Origin of the sequence: Polymorphospora sp. A560, assembly GCF_045781765.1 — a bacterium.
Taxonomy (GTDB): Bacteria; Actinomycetota; Actinomycetes; order Mycobacteriales; family Micromonosporaceae; genus Polymorphospora; species Polymorphospora lycopeni.
In genome coordinates this window covers 166,613-187,586 of sequence record NZ_CP122282.1, presented here as the reverse complement: position 1 = coordinate 187,586, position 20,974 = coordinate 166,613, and the positions used below count along the sequence as shown (strand labels likewise).

The window sequence follows — 20,974 nt, the reverse complement described above, 5'->3', positions numbered from 1 at the left end:
TCTGCCGCAGCGCTGACGTCTCAACCGCGCCGCCGGCCCGCGAGCGGTGCCGGCCGCCCCCGGTCCAGCCGGGTGCCACCCAGGTCGGCGGCCCGGCCGGCGGCGGCGCCCTGACTCATGCCGCTGCCGGCAAGACGGCGCCGGCCGGCGGTCCGCAGCCTGGGATAGACCTCGGCGATCCGCCGGTCCACCCGGTCGGAGCGGTCGGCGAGCACAAGCGCCACCGACGGGCCGGAGTCGGTGACGGTCGACGCGGCCGCGGCGGCCTCGGCGTCGCGCAGCCGCTCGGCTACCACGGCGGCGAACCCCGCGAGCCACGACCGCCGGAACGCCGCCGGCTGCTCCCCGGCCGGTACGTCGGCGGCGGCCAGCCCGTGGGCGGCCTGCACCAGCAGCGAGGTGAAGAGCAGGTCGACGCGTTCGAGGTCGCTGCCGAAGCCGAAGAGGTGCATGGCGAACCCGCTGCCGACCCGGCGGCGTACGCACCGGCAGCGCAGCGCGGTGGCGACCGCGGCGAGCAGGCCGGCCTTGTCGAGGGCGTACGGGGCGAGCAGGTCGAGCACCCGGTCGCCGACCGGGTCGGTGGCGGGGTCACGGGCGGCGAGCAGGGCCCGGTCGACGCCGTACCGCGCGATCAACTCGGTGGCCTTGGCGGTGAACGCCTCCGCCTCGGCGGCCGTACAGGCCGGGTCTTCGGCCTTGGCCAGCAGTTTGCGCACCTTGGCGAGGATCGCGTCGGACATGCACAACAGCTACCACAGGCCCGGGCCGCCGGTCCGGGGTGAGCATCGTCGGCACCACGCCCGGCCGGTGCGTCCGGGCCGGGTCCGGGGCATGCGACGGGGCAGCGGACATGGACCACGGTAACTACGATCGTCGCCACAGGAAGTCTGTCCATGACAGACGGTGACCCTCGACCCCGGAGACGTGGATGCCCAAGAAGGTCAAGCACCTGCTCGCCTGCGTGACGCTGTCAGTTCTCACCGCGGTCGGGCTCGGCAGCCCACCGGCGTACGCCGAACCGATCCCCCGCACAGCCGGCGAGGCCTCGCTGCTGGCCACCTGCTACGGCGGCGCGGTCCGCTCGAAGTTCTCGATCGGCGCCTGGGGTGGCGAGGTGGGCACCTACCGGACCACCAACCGCTGTGTCGACGTCAACATCCGCAACTTCAGCACGTACGGCACCAACGCCTGCGTGATCTTCGTGAACACGACGAGCGGGTGCAACTACTGGACCTACATCCCGGCCAAGTCGGGCTGGTTCACGGTCGCGACCAACGTGCGTGACGGGGTGCCGTTCCGGGTGCGGCTCTCGAACAACTTCTACCAGTACACCCCGCTGGAGGTTCAGGTCGCGTTCTGATCCACCGCCGCGCGATCGCGGGTGGCCGCCGTCAGGCCACCCGCTTGCGCAGCGTGGCGACCGCCGAGCCGGCCAGGGTGAGCAGACAGTCCGGCAGTTGGCCGTCGGCCAGGGCGGCGCCGAAGAGCGCCTCGCCCGTCGAGACGTCGCCGTTGGCGTACGCGCTGAGGAAACGGGCGACCCAGCGGGCGTCGTACGCCGCCTCGTCGATGTCGGGGAACTCCAGCGTCCACCGGCCGAGCCGGAGGTCGTCGCCGACCATCGAGGCCGCCAGGCACCACGCGACGTCGTAGGCACCGACCACGCCGGCCCGGTCGACGACCGCGTCGAGCGTGCCGACGACGGCGTCGGTGTCGCCGTCCAGGGCAAGGTGCAGCACCTTGGCGGCGTCGTCGAGCGCCTCCTGGGGTACTTCCGTCACGCCGTCACCTCGCTTCATGTCCGACGCCGTGAGCGGCGATTTCGACCTGCCCCGCCCGCGCTGATGCCGCTCTCCGGCACCTCGGGCGATGACTTCGCCCGTGCTCAGTCACATGCGGAAGGGTATGACGCACCGTCAAGGCGGCACTCCCGGACGGTGAGCCTCAGGCCGAAACGTGGAGACAGGTCAGCCGGGCGGTGCAGACCCGGTTCCCCTTGTCGTCGCTGATGACCACCTCGTACGTCGAGACGGTGCGGCCACGGCGGAGCGGGACGGCGACGCCGGTGACCGTACCGGCGCTGACCGCCCGGTGGTGGGTGGCGTTGATGTCGACACCGACGACGGCGGGCCGGCCGATGGTGGCGCCGTGCAGTGCGGCTCCCACCGATCCGAGGGTCTCGGCGAGGACGCACGACGCCCCGCCGTGCAGCAGACCCATCGGCTGGGTGTTCCCCTCGACCGGCATCGAGCCGACCACCCGCTCCGGGGTCAGTTCGACCAGCGTGATGCCCATCCGCTCGGCGAGTGCGCCGGGCGCGGCGGCGAGTTCGGCCGCGAGTTGACTGTCGGCGTCCACGCCGGAAGGTTACCCGCAGGTAAAGCGCTGACCTGCGACCACGGTCACAGTTCCGGCCGCTGGCACGCTAGTGTGCCCACGGAGCTTCGCCGAGGGGAGGACGATCCGATGCCCGTGTCACGCGGCAGGCGCAGTGGCGCCCTGGCCGTCTGCGCCGCGTTCCTGTTGGGCGCCACCGGCTGTGGTACGGCCGAGCCCGAGGAAACGACGGAATCCCTGGTCAGGCTATACGGCTCCGACGGCAATATGATCAATTCGTTCGCCACGGAATTCGAGGGACAGCCGGGAATCCTGGCCGGCATGAAGGGGACCAAGCCCCTCACGCCGCTGTCCGCCGACTTCATCGAACGACTCGCATCCGTCGACCCCGACCTCGACGACTACATCTACTCCGGTGAGACGTACGACGCGGTCGTGATCAGTGCGCTCGCCACCCAGCTCGCCGGCACGACCGCCCCGGCCGAGATCGCCAAGCAGATCAACGGGGTCACCACCGGCGGCGAGATCTGCGACACCGTCGCCGAGTGCCTGAAGCTCGCCCGGGCCGGCACCGACATCCAGTACAGGGGCGTATCGCTGAAGCGGGGCGGATTCACCGACGCCGGGGAGCCGTCGACCGCGAGCTACGCCACCGTGCACTTCGGTTCGGACAACGAACTCGACGACGGCAAGACGGAGTTCATCGGTGCCGGCGACGAAACCACCACCAGCACTGTCGCGCCGCCGCCGCCGAAGCGGGAAAGCTCCGGCGGGAACCAGCGGGCCGGCGCTCCGCTGAAGATCGGCGGCCTGCTGCCGCGCACCGGTGACCTGGCCCTCGCCTATCCGCCACTGGCCGCCGGCGCGGCCCTGGCGATCCGTGAGATCAACGCCGCCGACGGGGTGCTCGGCACGGACGTGGAGTGGCTCGACGGCGACGACGGCACCAACGTCGACAAGGCCCGGCAGACCGTTCGGGGGCATGTCGCCAAGGGTGCCCATGTCATCATCGGCGCCGGTGCCTCCGGAATCTCACGGGCCGTACTGCCCGACGTCGTCGCCGCCGGCCTGATCCTCTTCTCGCCGTGCAACACCGACGCCGGCCTGAGCACCGTGGACGACAAGGGCCTCTACTTCCGTACCGCGCCTTCGGACATCCTCCAGGGGCGGGCGCTGGCCGACGTCATCCTGCGGGACGGCCCGAACCGGATCGTGATCGTGGCCCGCAAGGACTCGTACGGCCAGGGGTTGCAGGAGAACGTCCGGGCCGAACTGGAGCGGACCGGAGTGGCGCCGGACCGGATCCGGCTGCTGACCTACGATCCGCCCGCGGGTGCCGACGGACCACCGGTGGATTTCTCCGCCGGGGCACAGGAGATCAAGGAATTCGCGCCGGAGGCCGCCCTGGTCATCGGGTTCGCGGAGTCAGCCGAAGTCATCAAGGCGCTTGCCGCAGCGGACGTACCGCTGCGGCACTGACGGCCACCCGGTAGTGGCACGTTTCCGTGATTCCTCGGCTGGTCCGGGCACCGTACGGTTTCATCAACACCGCGAGAGATGATGATCGAAAGGGCAAGACAATGAGCGAGTACAGCGACCCGGGCCTCGACCTCGAAGAGCCGACCACCGACACCGAAGGCTTCGGCTCGGAGACCGACGCGGGGCAGGAGCCGCTGTCCTACGAGCCCAACTCCATCGTGATCCAGAACGTCGACGGTTCGACCGAGACCATCACCGACACCGACGGCGACGGCGTCGCCGACATGGTGACCCAGGACTTCGACGGCGACGGGAACGCCGACGCGGTCCTGGTCGACACCGACGGTGACGGCCACCTGGACACGATCCTGCGTGACTACGACGACAACGGCACGGTCGACGCGGTCGGTATCGACAGCAACGCCGACGGCATGATCGACATCGTCGGCACCGACACCAACGCCGACGGCTACGTCGACCACGTGGTCGCCGACACCAACTTCAACGGCACGCCGGACATGGTCGTGCAGGACACCAACTTCGACGGCCGGGTCGACGTGGTCGCCACCGACACCAACGAGAACGGTGTGACCGACCAGGTCATCCGCGACACCAACTTCGACGGTGTCGCCGACCAGGTCAACTACATCGACCCGACCACCAACCCGTACGCGGCCAGCTGACCGGCGTAACGACGCGGCGGAAAGCCGGTGGGCCAGCTTTGGCTCACCGGCTTTTCCGTTCCAGGAAGTCGGTCATCCGGCGGCGCTTCTCCTCGTCTTCGAAGAGCACCGCCTGACCGACCAGGTCGACGTGCGGGTGGGCGGCCGGCGGCGCGTCGACGGCGAGCTTGGTCAGCCGCAACGCCAGCGGCGAGCCTTTCACGATCTCGTCGAGCAGGCCGTGGGCCGCGGCAAGCAGCTCGCCGGGCTCGTCGACGACGAGGTTGACCAGCCCGATCCGGGCCGCCTCCTCGGCACCCACCCGCCGGCCGGTGAAGAGCATCTCCTTGGCCCGGGCCTCACCGACCAGGGCCGGCAGCCGGTGGGTCGCCCCGGCGCCGGCCATGATTCCCAGCCGTACCTCGGGCTGGCCGAAGAACGCCCGGGCCGTGCAGACCCGCAGGTCACAGGCGTACGCCAGCTCGGCGCCGCCGCCCAGCGCCGGCCCGTCGACGGCGGCGACGGTCGGCAGGGGCAGGGCCCGGATGCGGGCGAAGACACCAGCGTTGATCGCCGCGAGCGCGTCCAGCCGGCCCCGTTCGCGCAGTTGCGCGATGTCGGCCCCACCGGCGAAGACGCCGTCGGCGCCGCCGGTGAGCAGCAGCGGTTTCGGCTCCCGTTCCAGCCGGGCGCAGACGCCGTGCAGCGCGTCGACCATGTCGGCGTCGATAGCGTTGCGCTTCTCCGGCCGGTCCAGGGTGACCACGACCCGGTCGGCGCGTTCCTCGACGGCGATGCTCATGCCCGCCTCCCGTTCTCCCAGTCGTAGAAGCCCTGTCCGGTCTTCTTGCCCAGCCGGCCGGCGGCGACCATCTCGACGAGCAGCGGGGGCGGGACGAACCGGTCGCCGTACGCCCGCTGGAGGGTGCGCGCGATGTCCAGCCGTACGTCGAGCCCGACGAGGTCGGTGAGTTCGAGAGGGCCGACCGGGTGCCGGTAGCCGAGCACCATCGCCTTGTCGATGTCGGCCGGGCTGGCGACCCCGTCGGCGACCATCCGGATCGCCTCCAGCCCGAGGGCGACGCCGAGCCGGGAGGTGGCGAAGCCGGGCAGGTCGCGTACGACGACGGGGTCCTTGCCGAGCCGGCCGGCGAGCGCGACGGCAGCCGCGGTGGTCCCGTCGGCGGTGGCCGGGCCGACCACGATCTCCAGCAGTGTCATCGCCCAGACCGGGTTGAAGAAGTGCAGCCCGGCGAAGCGTTCGGGCCGGGCCAGCCCCTCGGCGAGGCTGCCGATGGAGATGCTGGACGTGTTGCTGGCGAGCAGCGCGGACTGCCGGGCCTCGGCGGCGGCGAGCACCGACCGCTTGAGGTCGAGGCGTTCGGGCACGGCCTCGACGACCACGTCGGGCCCGTCGGCCACCTCGGCGAGGTCGCCGCGCGGCACCACCCGGGTACGGCCGGCGTCCGCCTGCGCCGCCGTGAGCTTGCCGCGCTCGACCGCCCGCTGCCACAGCCCGCCCAGCTTCGCCATGGCCGCGTCGGCCCGGTCCCGGTCGACCTCGACGAGTTCGACGTGGAAGCCGGCGCCGGCGGCGACGTAGGCGATGCCGAGCCCCATGGTGCCGGCGCCGACGACGACAAAACGATCGTTCATGCCAGCGACCCTATGCAGCCCGGGTCGCGTACGCCAGGACGGGGCCCTAGCGTGAACGGGTATCCGTACCGAGAAAGATCGTCTGATGGAGGTCCGTTGATGAGCGAACCGCAGGAAACCGTCGAGACGCGCGGCGACGAGCGCATCGAACTGTTGGCGGCGGACACCAACAACGACGGCAAGGCCGACGTCTGGGTGGTGGACACCGACGGTGACGGCAAGGCGGACCTCTTCCAGTTCGACACCGACGGTGACGGCAAGGTCGACATCACCATGGTCGACATCGACGAGGACGGCACGCCCGAGGAGGTGGTCGACGGCGACGGCGGTCATCCCCCGGTGACGGTCTGACGACCGCGACAGGCGTCGCCCGCCGGGCCGGGCACCAGGCGGGGCCGGGCAGGCGGCACCGGCGGGGCCGGGTAGGCGTCAGGGGGGCTGGGCAGGCGTCAGGCGGCGCCGAGCCAGCTGAGGGCCGCCCATGCCACGGCCAGGACGAGCACCGCCAGCCCGACCGCCGCACCGATCCGCCGGCCGGGTCCCTGGGCCGGTCCGGGTGCCACCGCCTCCGGGTGGCCCAACTCCCGGAGCTGATCACGCTGGGTCAGCACCTCTGCGCGCCACCGGTCGACGGCGGCCGGCAGCCCGGCCGGGTCCGGCACCGCTACGTCGGGCGTCCGGGCCACGGCCGCGCCGGCCCGGCTGAGTTCGACCGCCAGCCGGGCCTGGGCGTGCTGTAGCCGCCGTACGGCCGTGCGGGCCGGATGGCCGGCCCGCTGCTGCGCGTGCCGCCGGGCGTCGGCGCGCAGGTGTCCCAGGGCCAGCGCGCGCAGCTCGCCGGGCGTGGCGATCCGTGGATCGTCGAGCGCGGCGAGCTGCGCCGTGTAGTAGTCGGCCTCGCGGTGCCGGGCCACCCGGACCAGCAGCAGGATCAGGACCAGCGACGGCACGCCCTTGGCGAGCAGCACCAGCAGCAGCCCGAAGCCGCCGGTGCCCGGCCCGTCGGCGAGCAGCGGCGAGTTCCACAGGAAGTGACAGGCCCACGCGCCGGCCAGGGCCAGCCCGGCCATCGCGCAGCGGGCCGGGCGGGAGCGGTCCCGCCGGACGACGGCGTAGCCGATGCCGGCGCCGGCCAGGGCACCGAACAGTGTGTGGCTCCACAGTCCGGCGAGGAAGCCGCGGACGAAGAAGGTGGCCACCACCGGGGTCACCTCGTCGCCGCGGCCGGCGATGACGACCGCGTTCACGGCGTAGATGACGTCTTCGACGACCTGGAAACCGAGCCCGACCAGGGCGCCGTAGACGACCCCGTCGAGAACGCTGTTGACCTGGGTACGGGCCACGAGCACGATCGCGACGACGCCGAGGGTCTTGACCAGTTCCTCGACGGTCGGGCCGGCCACCGCCGCTCCCCAGGCGGCGGTGAACTCGGTGGAGTGCAGCTTGGCCAGCAGGTTGTGCAGGGCGGCGCTGCCGGGGATGGCCGCGCTGGTCGCCACCAGGCCGCCCCACGCGAACGCCGCGACGAGCAGCACCGGCGGTTCGCGTTCGAAGTAGTCCAGGGCTCGTACGCAGATCCAGAACGGTACGGCGTAGAGGGCGAACAGCCCGACGGCGACCGAGGTCGCGACGGGATGTTCGGTGAACGCCGCCCACAGCAGGGTGCCGATCCGGACCAGGCCGGCCAGCAGCAGGACGACCAACAGCCAGAAGGCGGGCAGCGGTACGGCCTGCCGGAGGTCGAAACCGGACGGTGCGGGGTGGACGGACTGGACGGCGCGGGGCGGTGGCGGTCCGAGGGTCACGCGGCCTCCACGACGGTGATCGACCGGGTGCTGGCCTCGACGGCGGCGGCCAGGCCGCCGAACTCGGGATGGCTGCCGGCGACCGTCACCTCGATGGAGAGTCCGCCGGTGAGGAAGACGGCGTAGCGACCGCCCCGGCCGGGCGCCATGTAGCCGCCCTGGATGCCGTGCAGCCCGCCGACGGTGGAGACACCGAGCTGGGTGCCGGTGATCTGGTAGCCGCGTACTTCGGTGATCTTCCGTTCGAGCCGGGCGGCCGCCGCGGCGAGATCGCCGTCGAAGGGGGTGACGACGATCGCGTAGCGGACCGGGCCGATGAGGAACAGGGCGGTGCCGCGTTCCCCGGAGGGCCGGGTCTGCGTGACGTCGACCATGGCACCGGGCGGCGGTACGACGGTGACACCGGCGCCGACCGGATAGGGCACCCCGGCGGCGACCGGACGCACGGCGGGAATGGCGCGGTCGATCGCAGGCAGCCCCACGGTGACGATGCCGAGCGCGCCCAGGATTCCCAGGCTGCCGGCGAGGTTACGCAGTAGCCGCCGCGCCACCTTCATACATTGACGCTAGCGCCTGTCAGCCGCGATCCGGAGGAAAGTGTCCGCCAGGATACGAAGGAAAAGTATCGGCCGGGACACGGACAGCGGCGGCCGGTCCGGATTCAGTTGATCATGATCGGCCGTGCCACCATGTGGACATGACGACGTCTCCCGGCTCCGGCCTGCCGCCGAGCCGTCGCGAGCGGCGTAAACAGGAGACCCGTACGGCGCTGGAGGAGGCGGCCCTCGCCCTGTTCGCGGCGAAGGGCTACGAGCAGACCACGGTCGAGGAGATCGCCGAGGCGGCCGGGGTCGCCGTACGCACCTTCTTCCGTTACTTCTCGTCCAAGCAGCACGTGCTCTTCGGCGACGTCGCCCACCAGCGGCTGGCCCGGCTGCGTACCGAACTCGCCGCGACCGCGGTCGACCAGCCGCCGCTGGAGGCCGTCGCGGCGGTGCTCGACGCCCTCGACCTGGACGCCGCCGAGCAACGCCAGATCACCCGGCGGATCCGGCTGATGGACGAGCAGCCGTCGCTGATCGGCATGTACCTCACCCTGATGAACGACCTGCGGCAGGTGGTCGTCGACTTCGTCGCCGAACGCACCGGCCTGCCACCGCACCATCCGTACCCGCTGCTGGTGGCGGGGGCGGCCGTCACCTCGTGGGACGTCGCGCTGTGCGCCGGGCTCGCCGAGCCGGAGCCGGCCGACGCCGGACCGGTCGGACCGGCGTCCAGAATCCGCCGGGCCGCGTTCGCGGCCCTGACCGCCGGCATCCCGGCCACCCCGCCGCCACGCTGACCGCCTGTCGGCCCTCTCGGCCCTGTCAGCACCTGCCGGCCGGCCGCCGGTTCAGTTCCCCAACCGCAGCGTGGCCAGGTAGTACGGGGCGTCGGTGATGTCGACGTCGACCAGCCGCCACGCGGTGCCGTGCACGATCCCGGCCAACTCGTCGGGGGTGCAGACCAGGTAGTCGAACCAGGGCGTGCTCAACTCCCGGTAGCGCACCCGCAGCCGCAACTGCCCGCCCAGCCGGCCCCGGGCCCGGTTGGCCTCGTGGTAGGAGGTGTGCACCGGATCGCTGGTGCCGTACGGATTCGTGCCGTGGGCGATCACCTGCGCGCCGGGCCGGGCCATCGCCGCCAGCGCGGCGAGGAACCCCGGTGCCCGTTCGCGCCCCTCCAGCAGGCCCAGGTTGTTGCCGAGCAGCAGGAACGTGTCGTAGCGGCGGCCGTCCGAGGCGTGCCGGTCGACGGTGCCGTGCACCAGGCTGCGTACGCCCCGCTTCCGGCACACCGCCAGCGCCCCCGCGGAGACGTCCAGGCCGGTGACCGCGACGCCGCGGTCCTGTAACCGCAGGGCGATCCGGCCGGCGCCGACCCCGATGTCGAGCGTCTCGCCGTGGACCCGGTCGACCGCCCGGTGGTCGTACGGCTGCCACTCGTCCGGTCCGGCCAGGTAGTGGGCGGCCGGCGCGCCGTTGATCAGGCCGTCGTCGCGCTCGATGATCTCGATGACGGGGCGGGGCAGCCGCCCGCCGACCAGCGGGCGCGGCCCGATGCCGGTGGCCACCGCCAGCGCGTCCCGGACGACTTCGCCGAACGCGTCGCCGATCGTCGGCTCACCCTTCACCAGCTTGACACTACCGACGGTACGGGCGATCGATGGGACGTACCCTTGCTGTCGTGACCGACCTCGAAAGCCTCGGCGACGAGAAGTACGTCCTGCTGACCACGTTCCGCAAGGACGGCCGGGCGGTGGCGACTCCGGTGTGGGCGGTGCGGGACGGCGACAGCCTCGCCGTCTGGACGGTCGCCGACTCGGGCAAGGTGAAGCGGATCCGGCGCAGCGGCGAGGCCACCGTCGCGGCCTGCGACGTCCGGGGGAAGCCACACGGCCCGCAGGTGCCCGCGCGGGCGAGTCTGATCGACCCGGCCAGCACCGAGCGGGTGCGTGGACTGCTGAAGAAGAAGTACGGGGTCTTCGGCCGGCTGGTCATGCTCGGCAGCCGGATCCGCCGGGGCGCGCACGGCACGGTCGGCATCCGGATCGTGCTGGTCCCCTGAGAGCTGGCGACGTGGAGCCGGTCGGTGATCCGACACGGAGAAGGGACGGCACCCGCATCTTCCCCGTGCGGGTTCCGTCCCTTACCGACGATCGATCGACCGAGTTTTTCAGTCGCCCTGGCGTTGCTGGGGGATCTGGCCTTGCAGCAGGGCGCGAACCTCCGACTCGCGGTAGCGACGGTGGCCGCCCAACGTGCGGATTGCGCTGAGCTTGCCCGCCTTCGCCCACCGGGTCACGGTCTTCGGGTCGACACGGAACATCGACGCGACCTCGGCCGGTGTGAGTAGCGGCTCTGGTTCATGCGTACGCGACGCCATCGGTCACTCCTCCACAGGTACCTAAGAACATCGGCCGGGGTCCCGCCGGCCGACGCGTATCCCATGGTCCGGCTAGTCCCCGATGTCCGACATGGGCCGAACGGCCGAAGGTCCCTGGATAGACGGACGAACAATGACCGATTTATCCAAATTTTATATACCAGAAACCGCCTTATTGGGACAGTTGCTCACCGTTGGTAGCGTACCCACTACGAGCGATCCTCGCTTTGGGAGCGCTCTCAGCGCGGACGATTGGGGCATTTTCGGACTAGTTGCGGCGCTCCCTGAGCTGGACGTCCCGCCACCGCGCGACCAGGGTCTCGTAAGCCTTCGTGGCCGCCTCGCTGTTGCCCCGGGACAGCCCGGCGAGCCCGGCCGCCACCAGTTGGGGCGAGTCGTCACCCTCCAGCGCCTCATCGTCGAGCAGGTCGACGAGGCCGCCGTAGTCGAGTTCGACGACCGAACGCGGGTGGAACTCCTCCAGCCACCGGGCCCCCTCCTCCACCGCCTGGGTGATCGGCGCGTCACCCACCGACTTGCGCAACACCGACAGGCCCCGGGACGCCCGCCGCCGAGCCTTCGAGATCTCGGTGCGGTAGCGCAGCGCCCGGCCGCCCGCCCGCAACGTCAACTCCCGCTCCTCGGCGTCGACGAAGACGAACCACCGCAGCGGCACGCCCCAGGTGGAGATCTGCTCGTGCACCCGGGGCACCCCGTGCTCCAGCACCCGGGCACCGCTGCGCCAGTCGTCGATCACCGCCTTGGCCTGGCCGGCCAGGATCGGCGGGACGAACGCGTCGGCCAGCACCGACGGGACGCCGTCCCGGGCACTGAGCGCCGCCTCGGCCACCCGTACCCGCAGGTTCCACGGGCAGACCAGGAGGGTGTCGTCGGTCTCCAGCACGTAAGCCTCTTCGGGCAGGTCGGGCAGCCTGCTCCAGCCGGCACCGAGCGCCTCGATCACCGCCGTACGCTGTCGCACCGGGCCGTCCAGCGGCGCCACCGCCCGCCCCTGTCTGACGTACCGGCGCCAGAAGACCTGGCGCTCCCGATCGAAGGCGGTCAGCGGCTCGTAGACCCGGAGATACGAAGCGAAGAGCGACGGCACGGCGCGATCCTCCCACGAAACGGAACTTCGCTGCTTACAGCACCACCGATCGGTTCGAATGGCCCAGGGCGCCTGGCGGGCCCTCCCGACCGGGCCTAGGCTCGGCGGCACCGGCAACACCCCGCCGGGCACCACCCCGAGGTCCGTGCCCCACAAGGGCACACACCGTCACCAGGAGCAAGCATGGGCGTATTCACCAGCACCGGCGGCCAGGATCCGGCCGGGCACGAGCAGGTCGTCTTCTGCCAGGATCGGCACACCGGTCTCAAGGCGATCATCGGCATCTACTCCACCGCGCTCGGCCCCGCGCTGGGCGGCACACGTTTCTACCCCTATACGAACGAAGACGCGGCACTGAACGACGTGCTCGACCTCTCGCGCGGGATGGCGTACAAGAACGCCCTCGCCGGCCTCGACCTCGGCGGCGGCAAGGCCGTCATCTGGGGCGACCCCGAGCTGGACAAGTCCGAGGCGCTGCTGCGCGCGTACGGTCGGTTCGTGCAGTCGCTCGGCGGCCGCTACTACACCGCCTGCGACGTCGGCACCTACGTCGCCGACATGGACGTGATCGCCCGCGAGACCCGGTTCGTGACCGGCCGCAGTGTCGAACACGGCGGCGCCGGCGACTCGTCGGTCCTCACCGCCTGGGGTGTCTTCCAGGGGATGCGGGCCGCCGCGGAGCACGTGTGGGGCAGCCCGACGCTGGCCGGCCGCCGGGTCGGCGTGGCCGGGCTGGGCAAGGTCGGCAAGCACCTGACCGCCCACCTCCTGGACGACGGCGCGTCGGTCGTGGCGACCGACGTCAGCGAATCCGCCCTGCGCTGGGCGCGCGAGACGTACCCGCAGGTCGACCTGGTCGCGGACACCGCGGCGCTGGTCGCCGCCGACATCGACGTGTACGCCCCCTGCGCGCTCGGCGGTGCGCTCGACGACGACACCGTGGCGACCCTGCGGGCCAGGGTGGTCACCGGTGGTGCGAACAACCAGCTCGCCCACCCGGGGATCGACAAGCTGCTCGCCGACCGGGGCATCCTCTACACCCCGGACTACGTGGTGAACGCGGGCGGAGTGATCCAGGTCGCCGACGAGATCGAGGGGTTCAACTTCGAACGGGCGAAACTGCGGGCGACCCGGATCTTCGACACCACCCGGGAGATCCTCCGGCTGGCCGACGCCGAGGGGGTGCCGCCGGCGGCGGCCGCCGACCGGCTCGCGGAGCGCCGGATGGCCGAGGTGGGCAGGCTGCGTACGATCCACCTGTCCTGACCGTCGTGGGAGCGGCCGGAAGCCCGTCCGGTCATGACTGACTTCCCATGCCGCTCCTTACAGGTCGAAATCAGGCGCACCGTGACCATCTGCGAGGACGCGCGGAGACTCCGGTAGGTAACCCGAGGTGCCGAACCTGGCCATCCCCATGTACCGTAAGAGCCACGAGAGATGCCTGACGTCATCGGGGCCCGCCTTCGGGCTGCCCCGAATTCTGTGCGAGGGGGTCGAGCCATGGGGCGCGGCCGTGCTAAGGCCAAGCAGACGAAGGTGGCCCGGGAGTTGAAGTACCACTCCCCGAACACCGACCTCACTGCACTGCAGCGTGAACTGGCGGGCAGTGGGAAGTCTGACCGCGACTTCGACGACGACTACAAAGAGTATGTCGACGACGATGACGAGGACGACACGGACGACGACCGTAACTGGTCGCCGCCGGCCCGCTGATCTCCGGTCGCATCTGAGCACGCGGTAACGCCCGCGTGCTCACGTATGTCCGTGGGCACAGCAGGTTTCGTCCAGCCCGGTTTCCGACGTGATCGAGGGCTTGCCACGGTGGGCGTCCCGCCCAGACCGTGACAAGCCCTCGTTCGGCTGCACCGAAAGTGTCTGACAAACCAGCTCAGCGCGGCCGGTTGTTCCAGTTGTAGAACGTCGGGATGTTCTCGAAGTGGTTCCACGCACAGACCGCGCTGGACCCCTCGGCAGCACCCGGTGCTGTCACCTCGGCACGGCGGACGCGTGCCTCCTCCGCCTCGCGCAGCAGCGCGGTGAGTCCCGCCCGGGTTCCGTGCACCCGTTCGGCGACCGGGTCGAAAACCTCGTCCTCGACGTGATCAGGCTGCCGAACGCTCGTGGTCTCGGGCATGGTCCAACACTCCCTCCAGTAGACGGATCTTGCTGTTGCGGCAGTGGTTGGTCTGCGTACCGTCGAAACGCCCGTGCTCGAAGAAACGGTTGGCAGCGTGGGCGCCTCCGCAGAACCCGAAATAGGGACAACTGGACCGGCAGGCTTCCACCCCGTCGAGAAACTCCCGGATCCAGCCGAGCCGGTGCGCCGTGGCCAGGATCTCCGGCAGCGGCGTCGCCAGAACGTTTCCGCTGGTGAAGTCACCGTAGCGAGGGTCGGAGAACCCGGCCAGCTCGGGCGAGAGCAGCACCACCGAGCCGTCGTACCCGATGGTGGGAATCGGGTCCAACTGGCGCGGCAGGACGGCGTCGGCGGTGCCGTCGAGCACCGCGGCCGCGTACCGCAGCGACCACTCGACCTCGCGCAGGTGGATCCGCGGATCGCGGCGCCACGCGGCGACCAGCTCGGCCCAGAAGGCACGGACCGCCGCCGCGGGATGATCGTTCGTACGGAGATTCACTCCCTCGGTCTCCTCGATGTTGATGCCGAGCACCTCACAGCCGAGGTCGAGGAAGTAGTCGTACAGTTCGGTCGCCAGCCCCGGCGCGGGCCGGTTGACCACACACAGCGCGGAGAACGGGATGCCGTGCCGGCGCAGCGCCTCGATGCCGCGCCGGATCCGGTCGTACGACGGCCGGCCGCCCCGCGTCACCCGGTCGGCGTTGCGGGCCCGTGGCCCGTCGACGCTCACGCTGACCCGGATGTCGTTGGCCGCGAAGAACTCGCACCAGGCGTCGTCGATCAGGGTCGCGTTGGTCTGGAGATGGTGTTCGACGTCCGGGGCGAACGGCCGCAGCAGTTCCGTGAGGTGCTCACGGCCGGCCGCGAGCGGCTCGCCGCCGTGCCAGACGACGGAGAACCGGGAATCGCGGGACCACCCGTTGACCGGGCCGGCGACCGCGGCGGCGACCGCCGGCGACATCTTCCGGTCGTCGGCGCGGAACGGCAGGTAGCAGTAGGCGCAGTCGAGGTTGCACAGGGTGGTCGGCTGCATCACCACGTAGGTCGGAACCGTGGCGATGCCGCGCATCCCCGTGAACACCTGCCGTTGGCCGGTCAAGATCCCTCCTCCCGCCTGAGGCGCACCTCAGGCTAGGTGGAGATGGCCGGCCAGGTGAACCCCTGGGCAGCTATCCAGCCGGCCATTGATCGATGATCGCCTCAGCCTCGGGTGTGGTGACCGATCATCTGCACGGTCCCGGTGCCCTCGATGATCTCCCCGGCCTGCCATGCGTCGAGTCCACGGCCGGCCAGCAGCGCCAGCGCCCGGTCGGCGTCCTCGGCCGAGACGATGGCGAACATGCCGATCCCCATGTTGAAGGTCGACTCCATCTCCGGGTCCTCGATGCGCCCCTTGGCCTGCACCAGGTCGAAGATCGGCTGCGGCCGCCAGGTCGACCGGTTGACCACGGCGTCGACGTGCTCGGGCAGAATGCGTACGAGGTTGCCGGGAATGCCGCCGCCGGTCACGTGGGCCAGGGCGCGCACCTCGCACTCCTCGATCAGCTTGAGGCAGTCCTGCGCGTAGATCTTGGTCGGGGTGAGAAGCTCCTCGCCCAGCGTGCGCTGCGGGCCGAAGTCGTCGATCACCGTGTCGAGCCGCATCCGCCCGGCCCCGAGCAGCACGTGGCGCACGAGCGAGAAGCCGTTGGAGTGCAGACCGGACGACCGCATGGCGATGACCACGTCGCCGACCTCGACCCGGTCCCGGCCGAGGATCTCACTCTCCTCCACCACGCCGACCCCGGTCGCCGACACGTCGTACTCGTCGGGACGCAGCACCCCGGGGTGCTCGGCGGTCTCGCCACCGAGCAGGGCGCAGCCCGCGTAACGGCAGCCGTCGGCGATGCCCGCGCCGATCTCGGCCACCTTGTCCGGCACGACCTCGCCGCAGGCGATGTAGTCGAGCAGGAACAGCGGCTCGGCCCCACAGGCCACCAGGTCGTCGACGACCATCGCGACCAGGTCGATGCCGACGGTGTCGTGGATGTCGAGCTGCTGGGCGATGACCAGCTTGGTGCCGACGCCGTCGGTCGACGACGCCAGGATCGGGTTCTGGTATTTCTGCGTGTTGAGCCGGAAGAGCCCGGCGAACCCGCCGAGATCGCCCATCACCTCGGGGCGCATCGTGCGCTTGACCTTCGACTTCAGCAGCTCGACGGCGCGGTCCCCGGCGTGGATCGAGACCCCCGCGTCCGCGTACGTCACGGTGCGCTTGCGGCCGGTGCGGCCGGTTCCCGCGGTCCAGACCTGCTTGTCGCCGCCGTCGGCGCCACCGTTCGGTCCGCTTTCTACGCCGCCGCGCTCAGTCACGTGCGTCACGGTTCTTCCCCTCAGTGCTTCTCGCGGCGAACCGCGTCGGGTGCCTGTCGAGGATCACTCGACTGTGTGTCTCACCGGCCCGGACGGCAGTTGGCCGGACCGGCTACGTCCTACGGACGCTGCGGTGCCTCAGCGCCGCCGGGCACGGCGACGAGTGGCAGTGTGCCGGGACGATCCGTCCCGGGGTCTTCGGGTTGCGCTCCGGTGCCCGGCCGCGGGCCGGCGTCGCCGGACACCCGCCGGCCCACACCCTCGAGCACGTGCTTGCCGATCAGGTTGCCCGCGGGCAGCTCGATCGGATACTCACCGTCGAAGCAGGCCCGGCACAGCCTGGTCTTCGGCTGCTCGGTCGCCGCGATCAGCCCGGACAGCGAGACGTAGCCGAGCGTGTCGGCCCCGATCGAACGCCGGATGCCCTCGTTGTCGAGTCCGTTGGCCAGCAGCTCGGCGCGCGTGGCGAAGTCGATGCCGTAGAAGCACGGCCAGTTGACCGGCGGCGACGAGATGCGTACGTGCACCTCCAGCGCCCCTGCCTCGCGCAGCATCCGGACGATGGCCCGCTGGGTGTTGCCCCGCACGATCGAGTCGTCGACCACGACCACCCGCTTGCCGCGGACGTTTTCGCGCAGCGGGTTGAGCTTCAGCCGGATGCCGAGCTGGCGCAGGGTCTGGGACGGTTGGATGAAGGTGCGCCCGACATACGGGTTCTTCATCAGACCGGCGCCGTAGGTGATGCCGGAACCCTCGGCGTAGCCGATCGCCGCAGGCGTGCCCGACTCGGGCACCGGAATGACCAGGTCGGCCTCGACCGGGTGCTCCTTGGCCAACTGACGGCCGATCGCGACCCGGGCGGAGTAGACGTTGCGGCCGGCGATCGTGGTGTCCGGCCGGGCGATGTATACGTATTCGAACAGGCAGCCCTTGGGCTCCGGGGCGGCGAACCGGGCCGACCGCAGGCCGTGCTCGTCGATCGCGATCAACTCACCGGGCTCGACCTCGCGGACCACGCTCGCACCCACGATGTCGAGCGCCGCGGTCTCGCTGGCGACCACCCAGCCGCGCTCCATCCGGCCGAGCACGAGCGGCCGGACCCCGTACGGGTCACGGGCGGCGTAGAGGGTGTTGTCGTCCATGAAGACGAGGCTGAAAGCCCCACGCAGGGTCGGCAGCACCTCCAGCGCGGCCGCCTCGACCGACAGGTCCGGCCGGCTGGCCAGCAGCATCGTCATCAGCGCGGTGTCGGTGGTCGAGCCGTCGGAGTCCAGGCCCCGTTGGGCGGCCTCGACGGCGAGCCGGGCGGTGTTGACCAGATTGCCGTTGTGGGCCAGCGCGATCGTGGTGCCGGCGGCGTTGGACCGGATCGTCGGCTGGGCGTTTTCCCAGGTGGAGCCGCCGGTCGTGGAGTAGCGGGTGTGCCCGATCGCAAGGTGGCCGCGCAGGCTGGCCAGCGTGGGCTCGTCGAACACCTGGGCCACCAGGCCGAGATCCTTGTAGACCACGATCCCGGAGCCGTCGCTGACGGCCATGCCGGCCGCCTCCTGGCCGCGGTGCTGCAGCGCATAAAGGCCGAAATAGGTGAGTTTGGCGATCTCCTCACCCGGCGCCCAGACCCCGAATACTCCGCACTCGTCCTGCGGGCCGGGCTTTTGGGGGTCGAGGTCCTGAGTCAACCGGCCGTCGCCTCGGGGCACCTGCCGCTCCCTCTCGAAATTCTGGTGAGCTGTGTCCGGGATACCGTCGCCAGACAGTGTACGCGAGCCAGCGGTGATGACAGACGGCTACGAATAAGCTCCGTTCTGCTACGATGCCTCGCGTCGCCTCGCCGATCAGATCGGGAGGTATCCGGAGATATCAGCTCGATTACCGCTGAGCTGCACACTCCCGTCCGCCGTCGCATCGGACCACGCCAATCGACCGGTGGCCAGCCGGACCCAGGTGATCGGGTCGGTCTCGACCACGTTCGGTGGGGTTCCCCGGGTGTGGCGGGGGCCCGCACCGCACTGAACTGCGCCGTAAGGTGGGACCCGCACCTCCACCGATCGGCCCGGTGCGGATCTTGAAAGCTCGGACAGCAGCGCACGGACGGCATCACGGAGCACCGCTTTCTCCAGCGGTCGCCCAGCTTCGATGGCCGCCAGAGCCGCCGCCACCGCGGCAGACTTAAAGTGCGCAGAGGACACGACGGGACGATACGACCTTTCGCCGGAGCACATCATGCTGCCCCTGGGTCGCGCTGATCCCGCCAGACAAGGCATAGTGGCCGACGGTGTATTCGTGCGGGGCGAGCCGGACCGGAAGGCGGTGGACGTGACAACACACCGACGAGCCTGGATGCTGCGGGCGGGTGTGGTCGTGGCGCTGGCCACCAGCGCCCTCATCACCGTACCGGCCTCACCGGCCCTGGCTGCCGAGATGCGGGTCACCACCGATTCGGTGAACATGCGGGCGGGCGGTGATGCGACCGTCCGAGTCGAAATCTCTGGCGCCGAACCCGGAACCAACTTCGCCATCAGTATGACCAACCTGCCGGGCGGCGTGAGTTGCACCGGCGGTTGTGCTCAGGTAACCGTAGGCGAGAACGACCCACACGTGCATCTTTTGACCGTCAAGGCGAACGCCAACGCCCAAGCGGCAAACGAGACCGTGACAGTCAGGGGCGAGGGTAGCGACCCCGTCGTGGCTCAGTTCTCGCTCCGGGTCACCGCCCCGACACCGGCACAGCGGCCGACGGTCCGGGAGGTCTCGGGCACGGTCACCGACCAGACCACCGGCAACCCGGTCGCCGGCGCGACGGTGGCGATCGCCGACTCGCAGAACAACCGCTACGACACCGTCACCGGCGAGAACGGCCGCTTCCGCTTCGCCGGCACGGCCCAGAACCCGATCGCTCCGGGCAGCATCGAACTCGGTGCCAGCAAGGACAGCGCGATCAAGACCATCACGATCACCGGCGCGGCCAACCAGTCGGTGACCAACCAGCGGCTCGCTCTCGCGCTCCAGCCGTCGCCGTCGCCCAGCGCCAGCCCGTCCGACGAGGCGAGTGCCGAACCGACCCCGAGCGAGGGCGAGGTAAGCGGCGAGCCCACTCCCGGGGCAGCGACCCAGCCGGCCGCCAACGACAGTTCCGGCGGCTTCGGCTCGTGGGCCCTGATCCTCGGTGGTGGCCTGCTCGTCGCACTGGGCGTCGGCGCGATCGTGCTGCTTCTCGTACGACGCAAAGAGGCCGACGACGACGCCGAGGACGGTGCGGCCGGGCGGGGGGGCCGGGCGGCCCGTCCCGCCGCCGCCGCTGCCGCCGGCGGATACGGCGGGATGGACGACGCGACGCGGATCACGCCCCGGGCCGGCGCCGGACCCGACCCGACCATGGTCAGCCGCCCCGCACTGGGTGACCAGCCGACCATGCTTCAGGCCCGGCCGGTCGTCGACGAGTTCCCCGACCCGTACGGCGCACCGCTGCCGACCACCCAGGACAAGCAGAGCTGGGGCAACGACTACGACGGCGGCCAGCCCACCCAGGCAGGTTACGGCTACGGCAACGCCCCCGCCTCGGGCGCCGGATACGGCAACGCCCCCGCCTCGGGCGCCGGATACGGCAACGCCCCCGCCTCGGGCGCCGGATACGGCAACGCCCCGGCCTCCGGCGCGGGCTACGGCAACGCCCCGGCCTCGGGTGCCGGGTACGGGACCGCCCCGGCATCGGGTGCCGGCTACGGCAATGCCCCCTCTTCCGGCAGCGGCTACGGCTACGGCGACTCCCCCGGCTCGGGTGCCGGCTACGGTGCGGGCGGTGGTCGGGGCGACGGTTACGGCGGGCGCGACTACGGCAGCCCGGCGGACCGGCCCGCGCCGGGCGGCGGCTACGGCGACCGTTACGACGAGCCCACCGGCCGCTACGAGCCCGGTGGCAACACCGGCAACGCGGTCGCGGGCGGCTACGCCCCCGCCGTCGACCCGTACGACTCGGATTCCTCCTCGTACGGGCAGGGCCGTGGCTACGGCGGCCAGGACCAGGGCTACCGGCAACCGTCCGGGCAGCAGTACGGCGGCCGGGGTGGCGGCGACCACGAGCAGCCGACCGGTGGCTACGAGCCCTCGACCGGCGGCTACGAGCGGGGGAACCGCTACGACGCGCCCGCTACCGGCGGCGGCTACGGCCAGCAGGACCACCGTTCCGGCGCGGCTGGCGGATACGAGCAGACCGGTGGATACGACCGCGACGGCTACGACCAGCGCGGCCAGGATCCCCGGGGCGGCTACGACCAGCGCGGCGGTTACGACCGGGGCGGCTACGACCAGCAGCCCGGTGGATACGACCAGCGCGGTGGCGGATACGACCGGACGCCGGAACAGCGGGGTGGCTACGACCGGGGCGGCTACGACCAGCCCGGCGACTACCCGTCCGACCGGGGTGGTCAGGGCGACCAGTCCCGGCGGGGCGGCCCGCAGCAGCCCGGCCGGCCGGATCGTGGTTCGCTGGACTGGCTGGACGGCTGAGCCC

At 71.1% G+C, this 20,974-nt stretch carries 24 protein-coding genes; 9 read left to right on the top strand and 15 right to left on the bottom strand.

Features of this window, described 5'->3' with window-relative positions; all coding sequences use genetic code 11:
• Positions 1 to 20: 20 nt before the first annotated feature.
• Positions 21 to 743 (bottom strand): DUF2786 domain-containing protein, encoded by a 723-nt coding sequence (locus QCD66_RS00885; RefSeq protein WP_364220895.1) that lies wholly within the window; start codon positions 741 to 743, stop codon positions 21 to 23.
• 188 nt (positions 744 to 931) lie between these two features.
• Here QCD66_RS00885 and QCD66_RS00880 point away from each other — a divergent pair, with 188 nt between their 5' ends.
• Complete coding sequence (locus tag QCD66_RS00880; protein ID WP_364220892.1) at positions 932 to 1,363, top strand: hypothetical protein; 432 nt, start codon at positions 932 to 934, stop codon at positions 1,361 to 1,363.
• Between the two features lie 31 nt (positions 1,364 to 1,394).
• Here QCD66_RS00880 and QCD66_RS00875 read toward each other — a convergent pair whose 3' ends face one another.
• Together QCD66_RS00875 and QCD66_RS00870 are read right to left on the bottom strand one after the other, a co-directional pair.
• Entirely contained in the window at positions 1,395 to 1,784 is a 390-nt protein-coding gene (locus tag QCD66_RS00875) for a hypothetical protein (protein ID WP_357542287.1), read from the bottom strand.
• Between the two features lie 163 nt (positions 1,785 to 1,947).
• Positions 1,948 to 2,361 (bottom strand): hotdog fold thioesterase, encoded by a 414-nt coding sequence (locus tag QCD66_RS00870; protein ID WP_364220889.1) that lies wholly within the window; start codon positions 2,359 to 2,361, stop codon positions 1,948 to 1,950.
• Between the two features lie 108 nt (positions 2,362 to 2,469).
• Here QCD66_RS00870 and QCD66_RS00865 point away from each other — a divergent pair, with 108 nt between their 5' ends.
• Entirely contained in the window at positions 2,470 to 3,819 is a 1,350-nt protein-coding gene (locus QCD66_RS00865) for an ABC transporter substrate-binding protein (RefSeq protein WP_364220886.1), read from the top strand.
• A 101-nt stretch (positions 3,820 to 3,920) separates the two neighbouring features.
• Entirely contained in the window at positions 3,921 to 4,502 is a 582-nt protein-coding gene (locus QCD66_RS00860; RefSeq protein WP_364220883.1) for a hypothetical protein, read from the top strand.
• Between the two features lie 43 nt (positions 4,503 to 4,545).
• On the opposite strand, the gene QCD66_RS00855 is transcribed toward QCD66_RS00860, so the two are convergent.
• On the bottom strand, positions 4,546 to 5,283 hold the full coding sequence (locus tag QCD66_RS00855; RefSeq protein WP_357542279.1) for an enoyl-CoA hydratase/isomerase family protein: 738 nt from the start codon (positions 5,281 to 5,283) through the stop codon (positions 4,546 to 4,548).
• The gene (locus QCD66_RS00850; protein WP_375732690.1) at positions 5,280 to 6,137 is read right to left on the bottom strand and encodes a 3-hydroxyacyl-CoA dehydrogenase family protein; all 858 of its coding nucleotides are present in this window, start codon (positions 6,135 to 6,137) and stop codon (positions 5,280 to 5,282) included. The genes QCD66_RS00855 and QCD66_RS00850 overlap by 4 nt, the downstream gene beginning before the upstream one ends.
• 99 nt (positions 6,138 to 6,236) lie before the next feature.
• Between QCD66_RS00850 and QCD66_RS00845 the strand changes: the two genes are divergently transcribed.
• Positions 6,237 to 6,488 carry a hypothetical protein gene (locus QCD66_RS00845; RefSeq protein WP_357542275.1) on the top strand — a complete coding sequence of 84 codons (252 nt, stop codon included), beginning with the start codon at positions 6,237 to 6,239 and terminating at the stop codon, positions 6,486 to 6,488.
• A 98-nt stretch (positions 6,489 to 6,586) separates the two neighbouring features.
• Here QCD66_RS00845 and QCD66_RS00840 read toward each other — a convergent pair whose 3' ends face one another.
• Together QCD66_RS00840 and QCD66_RS00835 are read right to left on the bottom strand one after the other, a co-directional pair.
• Positions 6,587 to 7,942 carry a PrsW family intramembrane metalloprotease gene (locus QCD66_RS00840; protein ID WP_375732689.1) on the bottom strand — a complete coding sequence of 452 codons (1,356 nt, stop codon included), beginning with the start codon at positions 7,940 to 7,942 and terminating at the stop codon, positions 6,587 to 6,589.
• Positions 7,939 to 8,499, bottom strand: a complete 561-nt coding sequence (locus QCD66_RS00835; RefSeq protein ID WP_375732688.1) for a hypothetical protein — start codon at positions 8,497 to 8,499, stop codon at positions 7,939 to 7,941. The genes QCD66_RS00840 and QCD66_RS00835 overlap by 4 nt, the downstream gene beginning before the upstream one ends.
• Before the next feature lie 140 nt (positions 8,500 to 8,639).
• Here QCD66_RS00835 and QCD66_RS00830 point away from each other — a divergent pair, with 140 nt between their 5' ends.
• Positions 8,640 to 9,284, top strand: coding sequence for a TetR family transcriptional regulator (locus tag QCD66_RS00830; RefSeq protein ID WP_375732687.1), 645 nt, complete (start codon positions 8,640 to 8,642; stop codon positions 9,282 to 9,284).
• Positions 9,285 to 9,335: 51 nt separating this feature from the next.
• Here the strand turns inward: QCD66_RS00830 and QCD66_RS00825 are convergent, their stop codons facing one another.
• A complete protein-coding gene (locus tag QCD66_RS00825; RefSeq protein ID WP_375732686.1) occupies positions 9,336 to 10,115 on the bottom strand; it encodes a class I SAM-dependent methyltransferase in 780 nt (259 codons plus the stop codon).
• A 53-nt stretch (positions 10,116 to 10,168) separates the two neighbouring features.
• Here QCD66_RS00825 and QCD66_RS00820 point away from each other — a divergent pair, with 53 nt between their 5' ends.
• On the top strand, positions 10,169 to 10,549 hold the full coding sequence (locus QCD66_RS00820) for a PPOX class F420-dependent oxidoreductase (protein ID WP_364220863.1): 381 nt from the start codon (positions 10,169 to 10,171) through the stop codon (positions 10,547 to 10,549).
• Between the two features lie 108 nt (positions 10,550 to 10,657).
• Here the strand turns inward: QCD66_RS00820 and QCD66_RS00815 are convergent, their stop codons facing one another.
• Positions 10,658 to 10,867, bottom strand: a complete 210-nt coding sequence (locus QCD66_RS00815; protein WP_007073996.1) for a BldC family transcriptional regulator — start codon at positions 10,865 to 10,867, stop codon at positions 10,658 to 10,660.
• Positions 10,868 to 11,135: 268 nt separating this feature from the next.
• Entirely contained in the window at positions 11,136 to 11,975 is an 840-nt protein-coding gene (locus QCD66_RS00810) for a hypothetical protein (RefSeq protein WP_364220859.1), read from the bottom strand.
• A 183-nt stretch (positions 11,976 to 12,158) separates the two neighbouring features.
• Between QCD66_RS00810 and QCD66_RS00805 the strand changes: the two genes are divergently transcribed.
• Together QCD66_RS00805 and QCD66_RS00800 are read left to right on the top strand one after the other, a co-directional pair.
• Complete coding sequence (locus QCD66_RS00805) at positions 12,159 to 13,241, top strand: Glu/Leu/Phe/Val dehydrogenase dimerization domain-containing protein (RefSeq protein WP_357542261.1); 1,083 nt, start codon at positions 12,159 to 12,161, stop codon at positions 13,239 to 13,241.
• 234 nt (positions 13,242 to 13,475) lie between these two features.
• Positions 13,476 to 13,688, top strand: a complete 213-nt coding sequence (locus QCD66_RS00800) for a DUF3073 domain-containing protein (RefSeq protein WP_212824688.1) — start codon at positions 13,476 to 13,478, stop codon at positions 13,686 to 13,688.
• A 175-nt stretch (positions 13,689 to 13,863) separates the two neighbouring features.
• Here the strand turns inward: QCD66_RS00800 and amcA are convergent, their stop codons facing one another.
• From amcA to QCD66_RS00775, 5 genes are all read right to left on the bottom strand, one after another.
• Entirely contained in the window at positions 13,864 to 14,109 is a 246-nt protein-coding gene (amcA, locus tag QCD66_RS00795; protein ID WP_364220855.1) for a multiple cyclophane-containing RiPP AmcA, read from the bottom strand.
• The gene (gene amcB / locus QCD66_RS00790) at positions 14,078 to 15,181 is read right to left on the bottom strand and encodes a cyclophane-forming radical SAM peptide maturase AmcB (RefSeq protein WP_375732709.1); all 1,104 of its coding nucleotides are present in this window, start codon (positions 15,179 to 15,181) and stop codon (positions 14,078 to 14,080) included. The genes amcA and amcB overlap by 32 nt, the downstream gene beginning before the upstream one ends.
• A gap of 131 nt (positions 15,182 to 15,312) precedes the next feature.
• Entirely contained in the window at positions 15,313 to 16,473 is a 1,161-nt protein-coding gene (gene purM, locus QCD66_RS00785; RefSeq protein ID WP_357542255.1) for a phosphoribosylformylglycinamidine cyclo-ligase, read from the bottom strand.
• Positions 16,474 to 16,583: 110 nt separating this feature from the next.
• Positions 16,584 to 18,164 carry an amidophosphoribosyltransferase gene (purF, locus tag QCD66_RS00780; protein ID WP_364220852.1) on the bottom strand — a complete coding sequence of 527 codons (1,581 nt, stop codon included), beginning with the start codon at positions 18,162 to 18,164 and terminating at the stop codon, positions 16,584 to 16,586.
• 135 nt (positions 18,165 to 18,299) lie between these two features.
• On the bottom strand, positions 18,300 to 18,653 hold the full coding sequence (locus QCD66_RS00775; protein WP_364220849.1) for a sterol carrier family protein: 354 nt from the start codon (positions 18,651 to 18,653) through the stop codon (positions 18,300 to 18,302).
• 496 nt (positions 18,654 to 19,149) lie between these two features.
• On the opposite strand from QCD66_RS00775, the gene QCD66_RS00770 reads away from it, so the two are divergent.
• On the top strand, positions 19,150 to 20,970 hold the full coding sequence (locus tag QCD66_RS00770; protein ID WP_375732685.1) for a carboxypeptidase regulatory-like domain-containing protein: 1,821 nt from the start codon (positions 19,150 to 19,152) through the stop codon (positions 20,968 to 20,970).
• The last annotated feature ends 4 nt before the right edge of the window (positions 20,971 to 20,974 follow it).